The 16618-nt window shown below is 69.6% G+C and carries 13 protein-coding genes and 1 pseudogene; 1 reads left to right on the top strand and 13 read right to left on the bottom strand.

Features of this window, described 5'->3' with window-relative positions:
- Positions 1–2: 2 nt before the first annotated feature.
- From C6376_RS27680 to betA, 9 genes and pseudogenes are all read right to left on the bottom strand, one after another.
- Positions 3–1235, bottom strand: a complete 1233-nt coding sequence (locus C6376_RS27680; protein WP_107445929.1) for a sarcosine oxidase subunit beta family protein — start codon at positions 1233–1235, stop codon at positions 3–5.
- Positions 1236–1293: 58 nt separating this feature from the next.
- The gene (locus C6376_RS27675) at positions 1294–2154 is read right to left on the bottom strand and encodes a bifunctional methylenetetrahydrofolate dehydrogenase/methenyltetrahydrofolate cyclohydrolase (protein WP_107445928.1); all 861 of its coding nucleotides are present in this window, start codon (positions 2152–2154) and stop codon (positions 1294–1296) included.
- A gap of 37 nt (positions 2155–2191) precedes the next feature.
- Positions 2192–4630 (bottom strand): FAD-dependent oxidoreductase, encoded by a 2439-nt coding sequence (locus tag C6376_RS27670; RefSeq protein WP_107445927.1) that lies wholly within the window; start codon positions 4628–4630, stop codon positions 2192–2194.
- 237 nt (positions 4631–4867) lie between these two features.
- Positions 4868–5848: an ABC transporter substrate-binding protein gene (locus tag C6376_RS27665; RefSeq protein WP_107445926.1), complete on the bottom strand. Its 981-nt coding sequence runs from the start codon at positions 5846–5848 to the stop codon at positions 4868–4870.
- Positions 5849–5861: 13 nt separating this feature from the next.
- Positions 5862–7880: a proline/glycine betaine ABC transporter permease gene (locus tag C6376_RS27660; protein ID WP_107445925.1), complete on the bottom strand. Its 2019-nt coding sequence runs from the start codon at positions 7878–7880 to the stop codon at positions 5862–5864.
- A complete protein-coding gene (locus C6376_RS27655) occupies positions 7880–8965 on the bottom strand; it encodes a glycine betaine/L-proline ABC transporter ATP-binding protein (RefSeq protein WP_107445924.1) in 1086 nt (361 codons plus the stop codon). The genes C6376_RS27660 and C6376_RS27655 overlap by 1 nt, the downstream gene beginning before the upstream one ends.
- Positions 8966–9039: 74 nt before the next feature.
- Positions 9040–9363, bottom strand: a pseudogene (locus C6376_RS27650) (aldehyde dehydrogenase family protein); the annotation flags it as partial.
- Positions 9364–9698: 335 nt separating this feature from the next.
- Positions 9699–10535: a 5,10-methylenetetrahydrofolate reductase gene (locus C6376_RS27645; RefSeq protein ID WP_107445922.1), complete on the bottom strand. Its 837-nt coding sequence runs from the start codon at positions 10533–10535 to the stop codon at positions 9699–9701.
- A 3-nt stretch (positions 10536–10538) separates the two neighbouring features.
- Positions 10539–12209 (bottom strand): choline dehydrogenase, encoded by a 1671-nt coding sequence (betA, locus tag C6376_RS27640; protein ID WP_107445921.1) that lies wholly within the window; start codon positions 12207–12209, stop codon positions 10539–10541.
- Positions 12210–12410: 201 nt separating this feature from the next.
- Here betA and C6376_RS27635 point away from each other — a divergent pair, with 201 nt between their 5' ends.
- Positions 12411–13157, top strand: coding sequence for an IclR family transcriptional regulator (locus tag C6376_RS27635; RefSeq protein WP_107445920.1), 747 nt, complete (start codon positions 12411–12413; stop codon positions 13155–13157).
- Between the two features lies 1 nt (position 13158).
- On the opposite strand, the gene C6376_RS27630 is transcribed toward C6376_RS27635, so the two are convergent.
- The 4 genes from C6376_RS27630 to C6376_RS43920 form a co-directional block, all read right to left on the bottom strand.
- The gene (locus C6376_RS27630) at positions 13159–14289 is read right to left on the bottom strand and encodes an aromatic ring-hydroxylating dioxygenase subunit alpha (RefSeq protein ID WP_107445919.1); all 1131 of its coding nucleotides are present in this window, start codon (positions 14287–14289) and stop codon (positions 13159–13161) included.
- Positions 14290–14419: 130 nt separating this feature from the next.
- Entirely contained in the window at positions 14420–15583 is a 1164-nt protein-coding gene (locus tag C6376_RS27625; RefSeq protein ID WP_107445918.1) for an NAD(P)/FAD-dependent oxidoreductase, read from the bottom strand.
- Positions 15580–15942: a bifunctional 3-phenylpropionate/cinnamic acid dioxygenase ferredoxin subunit gene (locus C6376_RS27620; protein ID WP_107445917.1), complete on the bottom strand. Its 363-nt coding sequence runs from the start codon at positions 15940–15942 to the stop codon at positions 15580–15582. The genes C6376_RS27625 and C6376_RS27620 overlap by 4 nt, the downstream gene beginning before the upstream one ends.
- A 426-nt stretch (positions 15943–16368) precedes the next feature.
- Positions 16369–16518, bottom strand: coding sequence for a hypothetical protein (locus tag C6376_RS43920; RefSeq protein ID WP_159083263.1), 150 nt, complete (start codon positions 16516–16518; stop codon positions 16369–16371).
- Positions 16519–16618 lie beyond the last annotated feature (100 nt).

Raw genomic sequence — 16618 nt, 5'->3', positions numbered from 1 at the left:
CCCTAGTGGGCCACCGCGGCCGCGCCGTGCTCGTCGACGAGCGCGCCGGTGGTGAAACGGTCGAGCGAGAAGGGGGCGTTGAGGGCGTGCGGGGTGTCGTGGGCGATGGTGTGGGCGTAGACCCAGCCGACGCCCGGGGTGGCCTTGAAACCGCCCGTTCCCCAGCCGCAGTTGAGATAGAGGTTGTCGACGGGACTGAGCCCCATGATCGGCGACGCGTCGGGACTGACGTCGACGATGCCTCCCCAGGTGCGCAGGACGTGCGCGCGCGCGAAGACCGGGAACAGCTCCAGGGCCGCGGCCATCTGCTCCTCGATGATGTGGAAGGCGCCGCGCTGGGTGTACGAGTTGTACGCGTCGATGCCCGCGCCCATCACCAGCTCGCCCTTGTGCGCCTGGCTGACGTACACATGGACGGCGTTGGACATGACGACCGTGGGGTGCACGGGCTCGAGGAGCTCGGAGACCAGGGCCTGCAGCGGGTGGGACTGGACGGGGAGTTGGATGCCCGCCATGGCGGCGAGGACCGAGGTGTGCCCTGCCGAGCAGAGCGCGACCTTGCCGGCCGCGATGCGGCCCCGTGTCGTCCGGACGCCGACGACCCGGTTGTCGACGACGTCGAGGCCGGTGACCTCGCAGTTCTGGATGATGTCGATGCCGGCCGCGTCGGCGGAGCGGGCCAGGCCCCAGGCCACGTGGTCGTGCTTGGCGATGCCCGCGCGCGGCTGGTAGGTCGCGCCGAGGACCGGGTAGCGCACGTCCTGCGAGATGTTGACGATCGGGCAGACTTCCTTGACGCGGTCGGCGTCGAGCCACTCCGCGTCCACGCCGTTGAGGCGGTTGGCCTCCACGCGCCGCACGCTGTCGCGGACGTCCTGGAGGCTGTGCGCGAGGTTCAGCACACCGCGCTGGGAGAAGAGGATCGGGTAGTCGAGCTCCTCCTCCAGTCCCTCCCAGAGCTTGAGGGCGTGCTCGTAGATGCCCGCGCTATCGTCCCACAGGTAGTTGGAGCGGATGATCGTGGTGTTGCGGGCCATGTTGCCGCCGCCGAGCCACCCCTTCTCCAGCACCGCGACATTGGTGATGCCGTGGTTCCTCGCCAGGTAGTGGGCCGTGGCCAGACCGTGTCCGCCGCCGCCGACGATCACTACGTCGTACGACTTCGCGGGCTCGGGGTCACGCCACAGCCAGTCGGGGTGCTCGGGGAGGTCTGCGCCTGGGGTGCGGGGGCTCATCGGACGTCTCCGTCTTCCGAAAGGTGCGGATACGGCGGGTACTGGGGGGCGTGCGCGTTCATACGGCGGTGGCGTTCCTCTCGGCGGCCTCGACGACGTTGGCCAGCAACATCGCGCGGGTCATGGGGCCCACTCCACCGGGCATCGGCGCGATCCAGCCGGCGACCTGGGCGGCGTCCGGGTGGATGTCGCCGATCAGGCCCTGGTCGGTGCGGGTGATGCCGACGTCCAGGACGGCCGCGCCGGTGCGCAGCATGTCCTTGGTGATCAGTCCGGGTGACCCGGCCGCCGCGATGACGATGTCGGCCTCGCGGGTGTGCCAGGCCAGACCCCTGGTGCCGGTGTGGCACAGGGTCACGGTGGCGTTCTCGGAGCGACGGGTGAGCAGCAGGCCGATGGGGCGGCCGACCGTGATGCCCCGGCCGACCACGCAGACCCGGGCGCCGGCGAGCGGCACGTCGTGGCGGCGGAGGAGTTCGACGATGCCGCGCGGGGTGCACGGCAGCGGTGCGTCGACGCCGAGGGTGAGCCGGCCGAGGTTGACCGGGTGCAGTCCGTCGGCGTCCTTGGCCGGGTCCATGCGTTCCAGTACGGCGTTGGCGTCGAGGTGGCGTGGCAGCGGGAGCTGGACGATGTAGCCGGTGCAGGCCGGGTCGGCGTTCAGCTCGTCGATGACGTCCTCGACCTGCTGCTGGGTGGCGTCGGCGGGCAGGTCGCGGCGGATGGAGGCGATGCCGACCTGGGCGCAGTCGCGGTGCTTGCCGCCGACATAGGCACGGCTGCCGGGGTCGTCGCCGACCAGAACGGTGCCGAGGCCCGGCGGGCGGCCGCCGATGGCGGTCAACTTGGCCACGCGCTCCGTGAGTTCGCGGCGGATGTCGGCGGCGGTGGCCTTGCCGTCGAGCAGTTGTGCGTTCACCGGCGGTGTTCCTTCCCTCTTCGGTCGTGGCCGGGTGTCAGCCACGGAGGCGGGACATGCTGGGGTCGAAAAGGGGCTCCTCGGTGACGACCGCCTCGACGCGGCGGTCGAAGTAGCCGATGTGCAGCGCGGTCCCGGGGGCCGTGAGTTCGGTCGGGAGCCAGGCGTAGGCGATGCCCTTGCCGATGGTGTAGCCGTAGGCGGCGCTGGTGACGTAACCGACCGGCCGGTCGCCGTCGAAGACGGGTTCCTTGCCCAGCACGACCGACCGGGGGTCGTCGATGACGAGGCAGGACAGCTTGCGCCGGACGTTCTCCTTGCGGCGCAGCAGGGCGGCCTTGCCGACGAAGTCGTCCTTGTCGAGCTTGACGGCGAAGCCGACGCCGGCCTCGTAGGGGTCGTGCTCGTAGGTCATGTCGGTGCCGAAGGAGCGGTAGCCCTTCTCCAGGCGCAGGCTGTTGAAGGCGCCGCGGCCGGCGATGACGCCGCCGAGGGGGCGGGCCGCCTCCCACAGGGTGTCCCAGAGCTTCTGGCCCTGGTCGGCGGTGGTGTAGATCTCCCAGCCGAGTTCGCCGACGTAGCTCAGGCGCATGGCGGTGACGGGCACCGAGCCGATGTAGGCGGGCTTGGCACGGAAGTACTTCAGTCCGTCGTTCGAGAAGTCGGCGTCGGTGAGGGGCTGGAGGACCTCGCGGGCGAGCGGGCCCCACAGTCCGACACAGCAGGTGCCGGGGGTGATGTCGCGGACCTGGACCGTGCCGTCTGCGGGGAGGTGGCGGGTGATCCAGTCCAGGTCGAGGTTGCCGTTGGCGCCGATCTGGAAGGTGTCGCGGGACAGCCGGGCGACGGTGACGTCGCTGCGGATGCCGCCGTCGTGGTCGAGGAAGAGGGTGTAGGTCACCGAGCCGACGGATTTGGCGACCTTGCCGGTGCACAGGCGCTCCAGGAGGTCGGCGGCACCGGGGCCGCTCACCTCCAGGCGCTTGAGGGCCGTCATGTCGTACATCGCGACGGTCTCTCGGGTGGCCTGGGCCTCGGCGCCGACGATCGGCGACCAGAACCGCGCGGCCCAGTCGCCCGGGGCCGGGATGCTGCGGCCCTCGACGAGGCCGGCATTGGCCTCGTACCACTGCGGGCGCTCCCAGCCGTTCGCCTCCAGGAAGAAGGCCCCGTGCTCCTGCTGGCGGGTGTGGAAGGGGCTGGTGCGGATCGGCCGCGGGTCCCCGGACGGCTGGAGGGGATGGAGGATGTCGTAGACCTCGACGAAGTTCTGGCAGTCGCGGGCCAGGACGTACTCAGGGGACAGCTGGTGCGGCTCGAAGCGGTTGACGTCGCACTCGTGCAGGTCGAAGGAGGAGCAGTAGCCGTCGACCAGCCATTCGGCCATGGCCTGGCCCACGCCTGCGGAGTGGGTGACCCAGACCGCCTCGGCGACCCAGAAACCCTTGACGTCCCGTGACTCGCCGAGCAGCGGGAAGTTGTCGGTGGTGAAGGAGAACAGGCCGTTGATGCCCTCCTCGATCTTCGCCTCCTTCGTGGAGGGAAGGAGCGCCTGGGTCTCGGTCCAGGCGCCCGCGAAGTCGTCCTCGGTGAACTTCAGGACCGACGGCATGTCGTCGGCCTCGCCCACGGAGAGGATGTCGTCGGCGGAGATCGGCATGGGGCGGTGGCCGTAGTAGCCGATGCCGATGCCGTCGAAGCGGTCGCGGTAGTAGAGGTCGGCGTCCTGGTGGCGCAGGATCGGGCGGACGGCTTCCTCGGTCTGGCCGGCGAGGGCCGGGATCGGTCCGGTCCAGGCGAGCTGGTGGGCGAGCGGGGTGAGCGGGAGATTCATCCCGGCCATGCGGGCGATCTTCGGACCCCAGATTCCGGCGCAGCACACGACGATGTCCGCCGGGATCTCGCCCTGGTCGGTCAGGACGCCGGTGACCTCGCCGTCCGCCTTCAGGACGTCGAGGACCTCGTGGCGGGCCAGGAAGGTCACGCCGCGCTCGGTGGCCCGGCGGATCTGCGCCTCGACGGCGAGGACCGCCTTGGCGAGGCCGTCGGTGGGGACCAGCAGGCCGCCGAGGACCTTGTCGGGGTTGACCAGCGGGTGCTGCTCGAGGCATTCGTCGGCGGTGAGCAGGCGGGCGTCGATGCCCCAGGCGGTGATCCAGCCGTGCCGGCGCCGCAGTTCGGTCAGGCGCTCGGGGGTGGTGGCCACTTCGAGTCCGCCGACCTGGAGGAAGCAGGGCTTGCCGTCCACGTCGAGGGAGCAGAACTTCTCGACGGTGTACCGGGCCAGCTCGGTCATCGTCTTGGAGGAGTTCGTCTGGAAGACCAGGCCCGGGGCGTGTGACGTGGAGCCCCCGGTGGCGGGGAGCGGGCCCTGGTCGACCACGGTCACCTCGGTCCAGCCTCGTGCGGAGATCTCGTCCGCGAGAGCCGCTCCCACGACCCCCGCTCCGATGATGACCACTCGGGGTCCCGCCATCGCCGCACCTCCGGTCTGTTGGATCAGTCGAGCCGATCGAGTTGCTTTTCACGCAACGCGATTCAGGTTGCGCAACTCAATGTGCCTTTCGCGCAGGTGGGTGTCAAGGGTCCCGAGACCTCGGAAAACAGGGGGCCGACAAGCCCGGACACAGCGACGCCCGGTGGGCGGCGCGCATCCCGCACACGCCGCCCACCGGGCATGGTCAGACCGGCCTCCCGCGCCCGGTCTCCGCCACTACTTGATCCAGGCGTCCACCTTGGCGCGGTTGGCCTCGACCCACTTCTTGGCCGCGGCCTCTGGGGTCATCTTGTCGACCGCGATGTACTTGGCCACGACGTTCTGGTCGTCGTTCGTCCAGTTGAACTTCTTCACCAGGTCGTAGGCCGGGCTGCCCGACTCGGCGAACTTCGCGCTGACGATCTTGTCCAGGTCGTACACCGGGTAGTCGCACGCGATCTTCTCCGCGTCGGCGTCGCAACCCGCCTTGTACGCGGGCAGGTTCACCTTCACGAGCGGCACCTCGGAGAGGAACCACTGGGGCTCGTAGAAGTAGCCGATCACCCACTCCTTGTTCTTCTCCGCCTTGCGGTAGGCCTGGATGAGCGCGGTCTCACTGCCCGCGTACACCACCTTGAAGTCCAGCTTCAGGTTCTTCACCAGCGCCTCGTCGTTGGTCACGTACGACGGGTCGCCGTCGAGAAGCTGGCCCTTGCCTCCCGACTCCGAGGTCTTGAACTTCGCCGCGTACTTGTTCAGGTTGCTCCAGTCGGTGATGTCCGGGTGCTCCTTGGCCAGCCACGGCGGCACGTACCAGCCGATGATGCCCTTGTTCCCCGTCGGGCCGGCCTCCACGGCGGTCTTCTGGCCGGTGATGTACTTCTTCTTGAGGTCGTCGTGGCCCCAGTTCTCGACGACCGCGTCCACCTCGCCGGTCCCGAAGCCCTGCCAGGCGATCTCCTCCTTGAGGTCCTTCTTGGTGACCTTGCAGTGGAGGTCGTTCTCCGCGACGTACGCGACGACCGCGGCGTTGGCCTCGTAGCCGACCCAGGGGTTGACCGCGAGGTTGAAGGTGCCGCACTTGCCGGAGCCGTCCGCGCCGCCGCCGGTCCCTGAGGAGCTGTCGCCGACCTTCGCACCGCCGCAGGCGGTGAGGGTGAGCCCGAGGACCGCCATGCCGGCCGCGCCGGCTCTCCATCGTCTTGCTTGCCTTGCCATGGTCAGTTGCTCCTTACGCACTGGTTCGCCGCGCCGCGGCCTGGGTGATGCGGTCGAACATGACTCCGAGAAGGACGATGGCCAGCCCCGCGGCGAGCCCCTTCCCGAACAGCTGGCCCTGCGAGAAACCGGCCACGACGTCGTAGCCGAGGGCGCCCGCGCCTACCAGGCCGCCCACCACAACCATCGACAGCACGTAGATCAGACCCTGGTTGGTCGCGAGGGTCAGGGCGCCGCGTGCCATCGGCAGCTGGACCTTGGTGATGATCTGCCAGGTGTCGCACCCGGCGGAGGTGGCCGCCTCCACGGTGGCCGCGGGCACGTTCCGCACCCCATCCCCGATGATCTTGATGGCGACGGGAGCCGCATACACCACGGCGGCGACGATGGCCGTGAAGCGGGTCGCGCCGAACAGCGCGAGGAACGGCACCAGATAGACGAACGGCGGCATGACCTGCGCCGCGTCCAGACTCGGCCGCAACACCCGGTCCACGAGAGCGCTGCGGCCCATCCACACACCGAGAACGACGCCGAGCAGCATCACCAGCGCCGTCGCGACGACGGTCGAGGCCAGCGTCGTCATGGCGTCCGACCACATCCCGGTGGCGACCAGCAGGCCGACGCAGACGGCCGTGGTGATGCCGGCCCGTATGCCGCCGAGCACCGCGCCGAGTGCGATCAGTACGGCGCCGACCAGCCACCACGGGGAGTCGGTGAGCAGTGACTGGAAGGGGTTGAGCAGCCCGTTCGTGAGGGCGTCACGGACGGTGTTGGTGACACCCGACAAGTGGTCCTGCACCCAGGTCGTCGTGGTGTCCGCCGCGCTCGCGATGGAACTGCCGAGACCGCCCTCGCCGGGGAACTCGGCCGCCCACACGAACGTGTGCGACAGGTAGACCAGGACCGCGGTGACGGCCGCGCCCGCGCCCAGCAGCGGCCGCCGCCAGGCGAGGAACCGGTTCTTCGAACGCCGGGCCTCCTCCTCGCGGGTGCTGGCCGCGGTCGTCACCCGGTCGAGGACGATCGCCATGACGACGATGGACAGGCCCGCGTTGAAGGCGGTGCCGACGTCGAGCGACTGCAGCGCCTGCACCACGGTCTTGCCGAGACCGGGAGCGTCGATGAGGGCGGCGATGGTGACCATGGCCAGGGCGGCCATGATGGTCTGGTTGACGCCCATCACCACGGTCCGCCTGGACATCGGCAGCAGGACCTTCGTCAGCGACTGCCGACGTGTCGCGCCCAGTGACTCGGCCGCCTCGACGGTGGTCTCGGGCACGGACCGGATGGCGTGCGCGGTGATGCGGATGGCCGGCGGGGCCGCGTAGATCACCGTGGCGATGGTGGCGGAGGCTCCGCCGATGAGGAAGAACAGCGTCAGCGGGGCGAGGTAGACGAAGGTCGGCATCGTCTGCATGAAGTCCAGGAAGGGCGTCATGATCCGGTGGAACCGGTCGGACAGCCCCGCCCACACCCCGAGCGGGATCGCGAACAGCAGCGCCACCAGGACCGAGGACAGGGTCAGCGCCAGGGTGTCCATGCTCTCCTGCCACAGCCCCTGCAGCCCGAGGAAGGTGAAACCCGCCACCGCCAGCAGGGCGACCCGCCAGTTACCGAAAGCCCAGGAGACGTAGCCGACGATGCCGACGACTCCGAGCCAGCCGATCTGCGGGAGGGGCCGGCCGGCCGACGGCTGCGAGATCAGCTCCTGGACGAACGCGGCCAGAGTGTCGATGACGAGACGGATCTCGTTGAAGAAGTACAGGAACAGCGGGTTGGAGTCGCGGTTCGCACCGATCGAGTCGTTGACGTCGTTGAACCACCGGTGCAGATCGGTGAGGTCGGCCGCCGCCAGCGACAACGTCTGCTTCCCGCGCAGCACGGCGAACAGCACCAGCCAGACGACCAGGATCACGCCGATCACCAGGGAGCGTCTGATCCTGCGGGGCCCTGCGGCCGGGGCCGGCTCCTCGACGGGCCGGGTACTCTCCGGTCCGCCCGCCGGCTCGGTCTTCTCCACGACGACGGTCATCAGGCGCCGCCTTCCTGCCCGGCGACCACGGCGAGGATCTCCTCGTCGCCGACGATGCCGAGGAGTTTGCCGTTGTCGACGACCTTCACCGGCCGATCGGCCGCGAGCACCGCCCGGGTCGCCTCCCGCACCACGACGTCGGGACCCAGCTCGGGACCGTCCAGAGGATCACCGTCGGCCGGCGGCCGCATGATCCAGCGCAGGGTCAGCACATCACCCCGGGGCACGTCCTTGACGAACTCGCGCACATAGTCGTCCGCCGGAGCACCCACCAGCTCATCACCGGTACCACACTGGACCGTTCGCCCGTCACGCATGATGAGGATGCGGTCACCCAGCTTCAACGCCTCGGACAGGTCATGGGTGATGAACACCATGGTCTTGCCGACCTCGTGATGCAGCCGGATGACCTCGTTCTGCATGTCACGGCGGATCAGCGGATCGAGCGCCGAGAACGGCTCGTCGAAGAAGAGCACGTCCGGATCACCGGCCAGCGCCCGGGCCAGACCGACACGCTGCTGCATACCGCCGGACAACTGGTCGGGATAGGAGTTCTCGTAACCCGCGAGACCGACCAGCTCCACCACCTCCTGGGCCCGCCTGGTCCGCTCGGCCCGGCCCATGCCACGGATCTCCAGACCGAAGGACACGTTGTCGACCACCCGACGGTGCGGCAGCAGCCCGAAGTGCTGGAAAACCATGGAGAACTTACGTCGACGCAGGTCACGCAGACGCCCGTCGTCCGCCTCGCGGATGTCCTCGCCCTCGAAGACGATCTCACCCGCGGTCGGCTCGATCAGCCGGGTCAGACACCGCACCAGCGTCGACTTGCCGGAACCGGACAGCCCCATGACGACGAACACCTCGCCGGGCGAGACATCGAAGTGCACATCGCGTACGGCCGCGGTGCAGCCGGTCCGGTCCATCAGCTCACGACGGGTGAGACCGCACAACTCCGCCGAGCCCGGAACCGACTCGGCCTTCGGCCCGAACACCTTCCACAGATTGCGCACGGAGATGACCGGGGTGGGACCCGAGTCCTGGGGTGTGCCGCGCCGCTGCGGCACCTCGGTCTGGGTGGTCATGTTCGACCTTCTTTCGGCGTTCAGCCGCTGAACCAGCGCCGCGGCCGGGATTGGATGTTCTGCCAGATGTGCTGGACGACGTCGGCGATGTCGTACTCGCTCTCCACCACCCGCTTGCCGGTGTCCAGCGACTCCGCACGGGCGCAGTCCTTGGCGCCCCGTTCGATCAGATCGGCGGTGCTCGGCAGCAGCGCGCCGCGCTCCCGCTCCGAGGTGTGCCGCCCGGGCCTCTCGTCGAAGGCGCGACGGGCGGCGGCGATCGCCGCCTCGGCATCGGCGCGCGTACCCTCCGACACGGTCACGGCAAGCGTGCCGTCAGCAGGGCAGCGAATGTCCCGGCGCCCACCTGGCGGCGCGTCCCGCCACTCTCCGTCCACATGCAGGTCTAGGTCTGCCACGCCCCGAGCCTTCCGAATGACATTCGTTGCGCATCGTGCACCTGATTGCTTGTGATGGAACACTGTCGGCTGGCCAGACGGACGTCAAGACATTGACGTATGACGATTTGAGCATGCGGCCACTTGCCCGCCCACCCTTGGCCGCAGGTGACACCGAAGCGGCCATGTTGCGTATCGCTCATCATGTTGTGTATTACGAAGCGGCCGAGGCCGCCCACGTCCCCTCGGCCGCAACCTGGCCATGAGTACGTGACGTACGGGTGCGGAACGCGGGGCGGGCGGAGAGCCCGTCCGGACTTCCGCGTCCGGCACGAAACGGCGCAGGAGCGGTGTGCTCAGCCGTCCAGCCGGTCCAGCAGGGCCTGCCGCCACCGCTCCGTCTCCGCGATCTGGTTGAAGGTGAACAGGTGGAGCCCCGCCACCCCGGACGCCGGGTCGGTGAGGGCGTTCCGCATGCCGGTGAGCAGCTTCTCCGGCGCGTAGCCGCCCGGCGCGGCGAAGCGCACGAACCACGACGGGTGCCGGGTCAGGAAGCGGACCGACTCCCCCACCCCCGTCTTCGTCGCCATGGCCAGCAGCTTCGCCCGCTGCACGGGCCCCGCGACGCCCACATGGACCGGCAGGGTCACGTCCCGGCGCCTGATACGGACGAGCCACTCTCCCAGCACCCGCGGGTCGAAGCAGAGGTTGCTCACGATGTACGTGGCGTGCTCGCGCTTGTCCCACATCGCCTGGACGGTGACGTCGTCGTGGATGAGCGGATGACTCTCGGGATAGCCGGTGACCCCCACCCGGGCGAACGGCCCGCCCAGCTCGCCCAGCCGGCGGAGCACCGGCAGCGACCCGTCGTAGGGCCCGGCCGGCGGGTCGGCGTCGCCCGCCGGGACGAACACGTCGTCCACACCGGCCTCGCGCAGCCGGTCCACGACCTCCTTCAGGTGCAGGTCGTCCCGCAGGAGCCGGGCGGGGACGTGCGGAACCGTACGGTACCCGTGCGCGGCCAGCCGGCCGGCCAGGTCGAGGGTCGGCTCCAGGCCCTTGACCGGCGACGCCGCCACGGTGACGACGACGTCGCGCGGAACGTGGGCGAGGACCTTCTCCTCGGTGCTCCTCACCGGCAGCACCTCGAAGCGGACCGTCCTCAGCAGCGCGCGAAGCCCTGCGGCGGTCAACGTCTACCCCGCCTGCTTCTGCGCGTCGCGGTGGCGGTAGTACGCGGCCCTCGACGGCGTCGGCGGCTTCTTGCCGAGGATCAGGTCGGCGGCCTTCTCGGCGATCATCATGACGGGGGCGTAGATGTTGCCGTTGGTGACGTACGGCATGACCGAGGCGTCCACCACCCGCAGACCCTCCAGGCCGTGCACGCGCATGCTGGTGGGGTCCACGACGGACATCTCGTCGGTGCCCATCTTGCAGGTGCAGGAGGGGTGCAGAGCGGTCTCGCCGTCCCTGGCGACCCAGGCGAGGATCTCCTCGTCCGACTCGACGGACGGTCCGGGAGAGATCTCCCCACCGTTGTAGGGGGCGAGCGCGGGCTGGTTGAGGAGTTTGCGGGCCACCCGGATCGCCTCGACCCACTCGCGGCGGTCCTGCTCCGTGGAGAGGTAGTTGAAGCGAAGGGCGGGGTGCTCCCTCGGATCCTTGCTCTTGATCTTCACCGAGCCGATGGCGTCGGAGTACATGGGTCCCACGTGCACCTGATAGCCGTGGCCGCCGGCCGGCACCGAACCGTCGTAACGGACCGCGATCGGCAGGAAGTGGAACATCAGGTTGGGGTAGTCCACCTCCTCGTTGCTGCGGGCGAACCCGCCCGCCTCGAAGTGGTTGGTGGCGGCCGGGCCCTTGCGGAACAGCCACTGGAGCCCGATGAAGGGCGCCCGCCACTTCGCCAGGTACGGCTGCATGGAGACGGGCTTCTCACATGCGTACTGGATGTAGACCTCCAGGTGGTCCTGCAGGTTCTCGCCGACGCCCGGGAGGTCGTGGACGACGTCGATGCCGAGCGCCCTCAGTTCCCCGGCGTTGCCGACACCGGAGAGCTGGAGCAGCTGGGGCGAGTTGATCGCACCGCCGCAGAGGATGACCTCCTTCGCGCGGACCTGCTTCGCGGCTCCCTTGCCTCGCCGGTACTCGACGCCGACCGCCTTCTTGCCCTCGAAGAGGACCCGGGTGACGAGAGCGCGGGTGGTGACCGTGAGGTTGGGGCGCTTGCGGACGGGCTTCAGATACGCCTTCGAGGCGGAGAGCCGGCGTCCGCGGTGGACGTTGCGGTCGAACTTGGCGAAGCCCTCCTGGCGGTAGCCGTTGACGTCGTCGGTGGGGGCGTAGCCGGCTTCCTCGGTTGCCTTGAGGAAGGCGCCGAAGAGCGGGTTGGAGGCGGGGCCGCGCTCCAGGACGAGAGGGCCGTCGTGGCCGCGGAACTCGTCGTCGGGGTCCGCCGCGAGGCAGTTCTCCATGCGCCGGAAGTAGGGCAGGCAGTGCGCGTAGTCCCAGGCCTCCATCCCCGGGTCGGCGGCCCAGCGCTCGTAGTCCATGGGATTGCCGCGCTGGAAGATCATGCCGTTGATGCTGCTGGACCCGCCCAGCACCTTGCCGCGCGCGTGGTAGACACGCCGCCCGCCCATGTGGGGCTCGGGCTCGGACTCGTACTTCCAGTCGTAGAACCGGCTGCCGATCGGATAGGTCAGCGCCGCCGGCATGTGGATGAAGACGTCCCACGGGAAGTCCGACCGGCCCGCTTCCAGGACCAGAACCCGGTTCGCAGGGTCGGCGGACAGCCTGTTTGCCAGTGCACTGCCCGCAGAACCACCACCGACGATCACGAAGTCGTACTGCACAGGATCCATGGTGCCTCGTCTCACTCGCGCCGTAGATATGCGTGGCATGCTAGACCCGGTCGCGCTATACGCACCAGGTTGCGAACCGCGCAACTTATGGAACTTCGCTCCAGGGCGGTTACTTGCAGTCGTGTTGTTTACTGCGCGTATAGTTGCACTGTGAGCAACTACAGCCTTGACACAGAAACGTCGAACGCGCCCGCGGGCGGGGTGCAGTCGGTCGACCGCGCCATCAGCGTCCTGGAGATCCTCGCGCAGCGCGGCGAAGCGGGTGTCAGCGAGGTGGCGGCCGAGATCGAGGTGCACAAGTCCACGGCCTTCCGTCTCCTCGGCGCCCTGGAAGCGCGCGGCCTGGTCGAGCAGGCCGGCGAGCGCGGCAAGTACCGGCTCGGTTTCGGCATCGTGCGCCTGGCCGGCGCGGTCACGGGCCGTATCGACATCACGCAGCAGAGCCGTCCCGTGTGCGAGCGTCTGGCCGAGGAGATCGGCGAGACCGTCAACATCGCCGTGATGCAGGAGCAGTACGCGATCAACCTGTACCAGGTGCGCGGACCGGGGGCGGTCACCGCGCACAACTGGGTGGGTCAGTTGACTCCCCTGCACGCCACGTCGAGCGGAAAGATCCTGCTGGCCCACCTGTCGGCGCAGGAGCGCGCCACGCTGCTGGCGACCACGGGCATGAAGAAGGTCACCCCGCACACCATCACCGCGAAGACGAAGCTCGAGAAGAACCTCGTCACCGCCCGGGAGCAGGGTTACGCCTTCACCCTGGAGGAGCTGGAGATCGGTCTGCACGCCATGGCCGCGCCGGTCCGCAACCGGGACGGCGAGGTCATCGCCGCTCTCAGCGCCTCCGGGCCCTCCTACCGGCTCACCGAGGAGCGGCTGCACGAACTGTCCCCGGTGCTGGTCAAGGGCGCCGCCGAGATCAGCCACCGCATGGGATTCCTGGGCTGATTCACCCCTGAGGAGTGCCGAGGCGGTCGTTCACCCAGTCGTGGAAGGCGCCGATGTGGTGCTCGCTGGGCACCAGCACGCCGCCCTTGGCGTACATCCGCGAGCTCATCCCGGGCTGGGTGCGCTCACAGGCGTCGAAGTCCTGCCGGTTCACCCGGTCGAAGAGCTCCACGGACCGGCTGACGTCCTTGCCGCTCTCCACGACGTGCGGGAGATACAGCCAGTCGCACTCGACGACCGTGCGGTCGACCGCCACCGGGTACATCCGGTGGAGGATCACATGGTCGGGAACGAGATTGATGAACACCTGCGGCCGCACGGTGATCGCGTAGTAACGGCGGTCCTGCTCCTCGGCGACACCCGGGATACGGTCCAGACCCTCGGAGCCGTCCACGGTGAACCCCTGGACCTCCTCACCGAACTCCGCGCCGTGACCCACGTAGTACTGCGCGGCGTACCCGTCCGCGAACTCCGGCAGCACCTCCGTCAGCTCCGGATGGATCGTCGCGCAGTGGTAGCACTCCATGAAGTTCTCGATGACGAGCTTCCAGTTCGCCTTCACGTCATAGGTGATCCGACGCCCGACCGACAGGTTGCCGATGTCGTACCGCTCGATCGACTCGACGTCGCCCAGGCGGGCCACGACCTCACCGATGACGTCCTCCTCGAAGGACGGCGGGTTCTCGGCGAGGCACACCCAGACGTAGCCGAGCCATTCCCGCACGGCGACACTCACCAGGCCGTACTCGGTGCGGCCGACGTCGGGCATCTTGGTCAGGTTCGGCGCGGCGACCAGCTTGCCGTCCAGGCCGTACGTCCAGGCGTGGTAGGGACACTGGAAGGACCGCTTGACCTCGCCCGACTCCTCGGTGCAGAGCTTGGCCCCGCGATGCCGGCAGACGTTGAAGTACGCGCGGATCGAGTGGTCCCGGGCCCGGGTGACCAGGATGCTCTCCCGGCCGACGTCGACGGTGCGGAACGCGCCCGGCTTCGCCAGCTCGGAAGCCCGGGCGACGCAGAACCACATCGTCTCGAAGATGCGCTCCTGTTCCTGGGCGAAGACCCCGGGATCGGTGTAGGCGGAGCCGGGAAGAGTGGCGATCAGGCTGTCGGGCAGGCCGTTCGAGGTCACGGGTCACTCCTCGGTGAACATCGCGGAGGGGTCATTCGGACGCCGGGAGGAACGACTCCGAACGGCGTTGTACATGGAGCAACACTGCGCGCTGTGGGCAACCGCAGCATGGGGTGGCGCCGGGGTGCTGTCAAGATGTGCCGGCGGCCAGCTGTTTGCGCGCCCGCATGAACAGCCGCGGCTGGTTCATGCCGAGCACCGCGACCGGCCGCCCGGCACGCCGGTAGACGGCGAGGACGTCGCGGTCGTCCGCCGCGCCCGCCTCGACGGTGATGCTGTCGGCTTCGGCCGCGTGGCCGGCGAACTGGATGCGGACCCCGTACTGGTCCGACCAGAAGTACGGCGGCCGGGGAACGCCGGGTTCGACCGCGCCCCCCGCGAGCAGGGTGGCGACGGCGGCCTCCGGACGCTCGCGCGCGCCGGTCCAGTGCTCCACCCGGCGATGGTGGCCGGCCCGGGGGTCGTACCAGTTCGCGCAGTCGCCGACCGCGACCACCCCGGCCAGGCTGGTACGGCCGTCCGCGCCGCACTTCACGCCGTTGTCGAGGGCGATGCCGGAACCCGCCAGCCACTCGACACACGGGAGGGCTCCGACTCCGACGACGACGATGTCGGCGGGGACGCTTCGGCCGTCCTCCAGCAGGACGGCGTCGACCCGGTGCTCCCCGCTCAGTCCCTTGACGCCCGTGCCGCACAACAGCCGCACACCGTGGTCGGCGTGGAGGCCGGAGACGATGGCGCCCATGGTGGCGCCCAGCGGCCCGGCGAGCGGGGTCGGGGCCGCTTCCACGACGGTCACGTCGAGACCGAGGGCATACGCGGTGGAGGCGACCTCGGCGCCGATGAATCCGCCGCCGATCACCACCAGGCGTCCGCCGCCGGCCAGTTCGTCCCGAAGGGCGCGGGCGTCGTCAAGGGTGCGCAGGGTGTGCACTCCGGCAAGGCCCACGGAGCCCGGCAGGGCGCGCGCCACGGCGCCGGTGGCGATGACGAAGCCGTCGGCGCACACCTCACGTCCGTCGGCGAGACGGACGGAGCGCGCGGTGTGGTCGAGGCCGGTGGCGCGGACGCCGAGCAACCACTCCGCCGCCAGGTCCTCGCCCTCCGCCTCCAGGGCGAGTTCGGCCTCGCCGAGGGTGCCGGACAGGAACTCCTTGGACAGCGGGGGCCTGTCGTAGGGGCGGTGCAGCTCGTCCCCGATGACGACCAGGCGTCCGTCGAAGCCCTGCTTGCGCAGGGAGCGCGCCGCCGACAGGCCGGCGAGGGAGGCGCCGACCACGGCGACCGTCCTCACGCGGGACCGCCGGCGAGGCGGGCGGAGATGCAGGGCGGCAGGTTGGGCGCCTCGGTGGAGAGCCGGACGTAGATCACGCCGTCCTCGACGACGACCTCGTGCGTCCGGACCGGCAGCTTCGCCGGCGGGGAGTCCACCGCGCCGGTGCGCAGGTCGAACTTGGAGGCATGCAGAGGGCATTCCACCTCGCAGCCCTCCAGCCAGCCGTCGGCGAGCGAGGCGTCCTGGTGGGTGCAGGTGTCGTCGATGGCGAAGACCTCGCCGTCGTCGGTGTGGAACACCGACACCGGCGGGTCGACGTCGAGCCGGAAGGCCTCACCTCGCGGGAGATCCGCGAGACGGCACGCGGGAATCATCATGACACCTCGGGTGCGTATAACGAAACGGTTTGCGGTAAGCGCAACATCAGTCTGGAGTCGCCCAGAACCCTTGTCAAGGCATTCAGGGGCCCCTTCGAGTCCCATGGAGCGTTGCGACATTCACAACTCGACTCACATAGAACAACGAAGAAGCCCGCCTCGCCGGCTCGCCGCGACCGCGGGGCGAGGGCAGGCGCATGATCCCGGAGGCGGACGCGAAAGCCCGGCGGGCCGTGGCCGCACAGGGCGGTGCCACGGCCCGCCGGGCTGGCGGGTCCGCCGCTCCGGGACGGCGGAAGACACGGACCGCGATGGTTCATCCCACGGACAGCGGTGGACGCTCCGCCGCGGGCGACGGTCGCGCGACCTGGCAGGAAGGGAGAGGCGTCGACAACGGGGGCGACCGTCACCGAGGCCCGGTGCCGGTTACGCGGACGCTCCCGGGTCGTTGCGGACCAGGTCCACGATCATGACGTTCTCGGTGTGGACGTCCCGCTCGAGCGAGGAGGTCCACTCGCGCGACCCGGTCCGTGGCGCGTGTCCGGACGGAGGGCGGGCACGGACGGTACGGCTCACGCCCCCGGGCGCGCGCGGACCGGACGGCCCTCGAAGTCGGCGACGACGGCCCGGAGCCCGGCGGATTGCAGGGCCGCGGGATCGCCGGTCGCCGGTCGCA

The sequence above is a fragment of the Streptomyces sp. P3 genome (assembly GCF_003032475.1).
Classification (GTDB): Bacteria; Actinomycetota; Actinomycetes; order Streptomycetales; family Streptomycetaceae; genus Streptomyces.
Note: the sequence above shows the minus strand (reverse complement) of the source record. Positions and strands in the feature narration are given on the sequence as shown.

Coding starts and splice junctions, on each gene's coding strand:
- C6376_RS27680 (WP_107445929.1), bottom strand. CDS start 1,235: ATGAGCCCCCGCACCCCAGGCGCAGACCTCCCCGAGCACCCCGACTGG.
- C6376_RS27670 (WP_107445927.1), bottom strand. CDS start 4,630: ATGGCGGGACCCCGAGTGGTCATCATCGGAGCGGGGGTCGTGGGAGCG.
- betA (WP_107445921.1), bottom strand. CDS start 12,209: ATGGATCCTGTGCAGTACGACTTCGTGATCGTCGGTGGTGGTTCTGCG.
- C6376_RS27620 (WP_107445917.1), bottom strand. CDS start 15,942: ATGATGATTCCCGCGTGCCGTCTCGCGGATCTCCCGCGAGGTGAGGCC.
- C6376_RS27655 (WP_107445924.1), bottom strand. CDS start 8,965: ATGACCACCCAGACCGAGGTGCCGCAGCGGCGCGGCACACCCCAGGAC.
- C6376_RS27660 (WP_107445925.1), bottom strand. CDS start 7,880: ATGACCGTCGTCGTGGAGAAGACCGAGCCGGCGGGCGGACCGGAGAGT.
- C6376_RS27665 (WP_107445926.1), bottom strand. CDS start 5,848: ATGGCAAGGCAAGCAAGACGATGGAGAGCCGGCGCGGCCGGCATGGCG.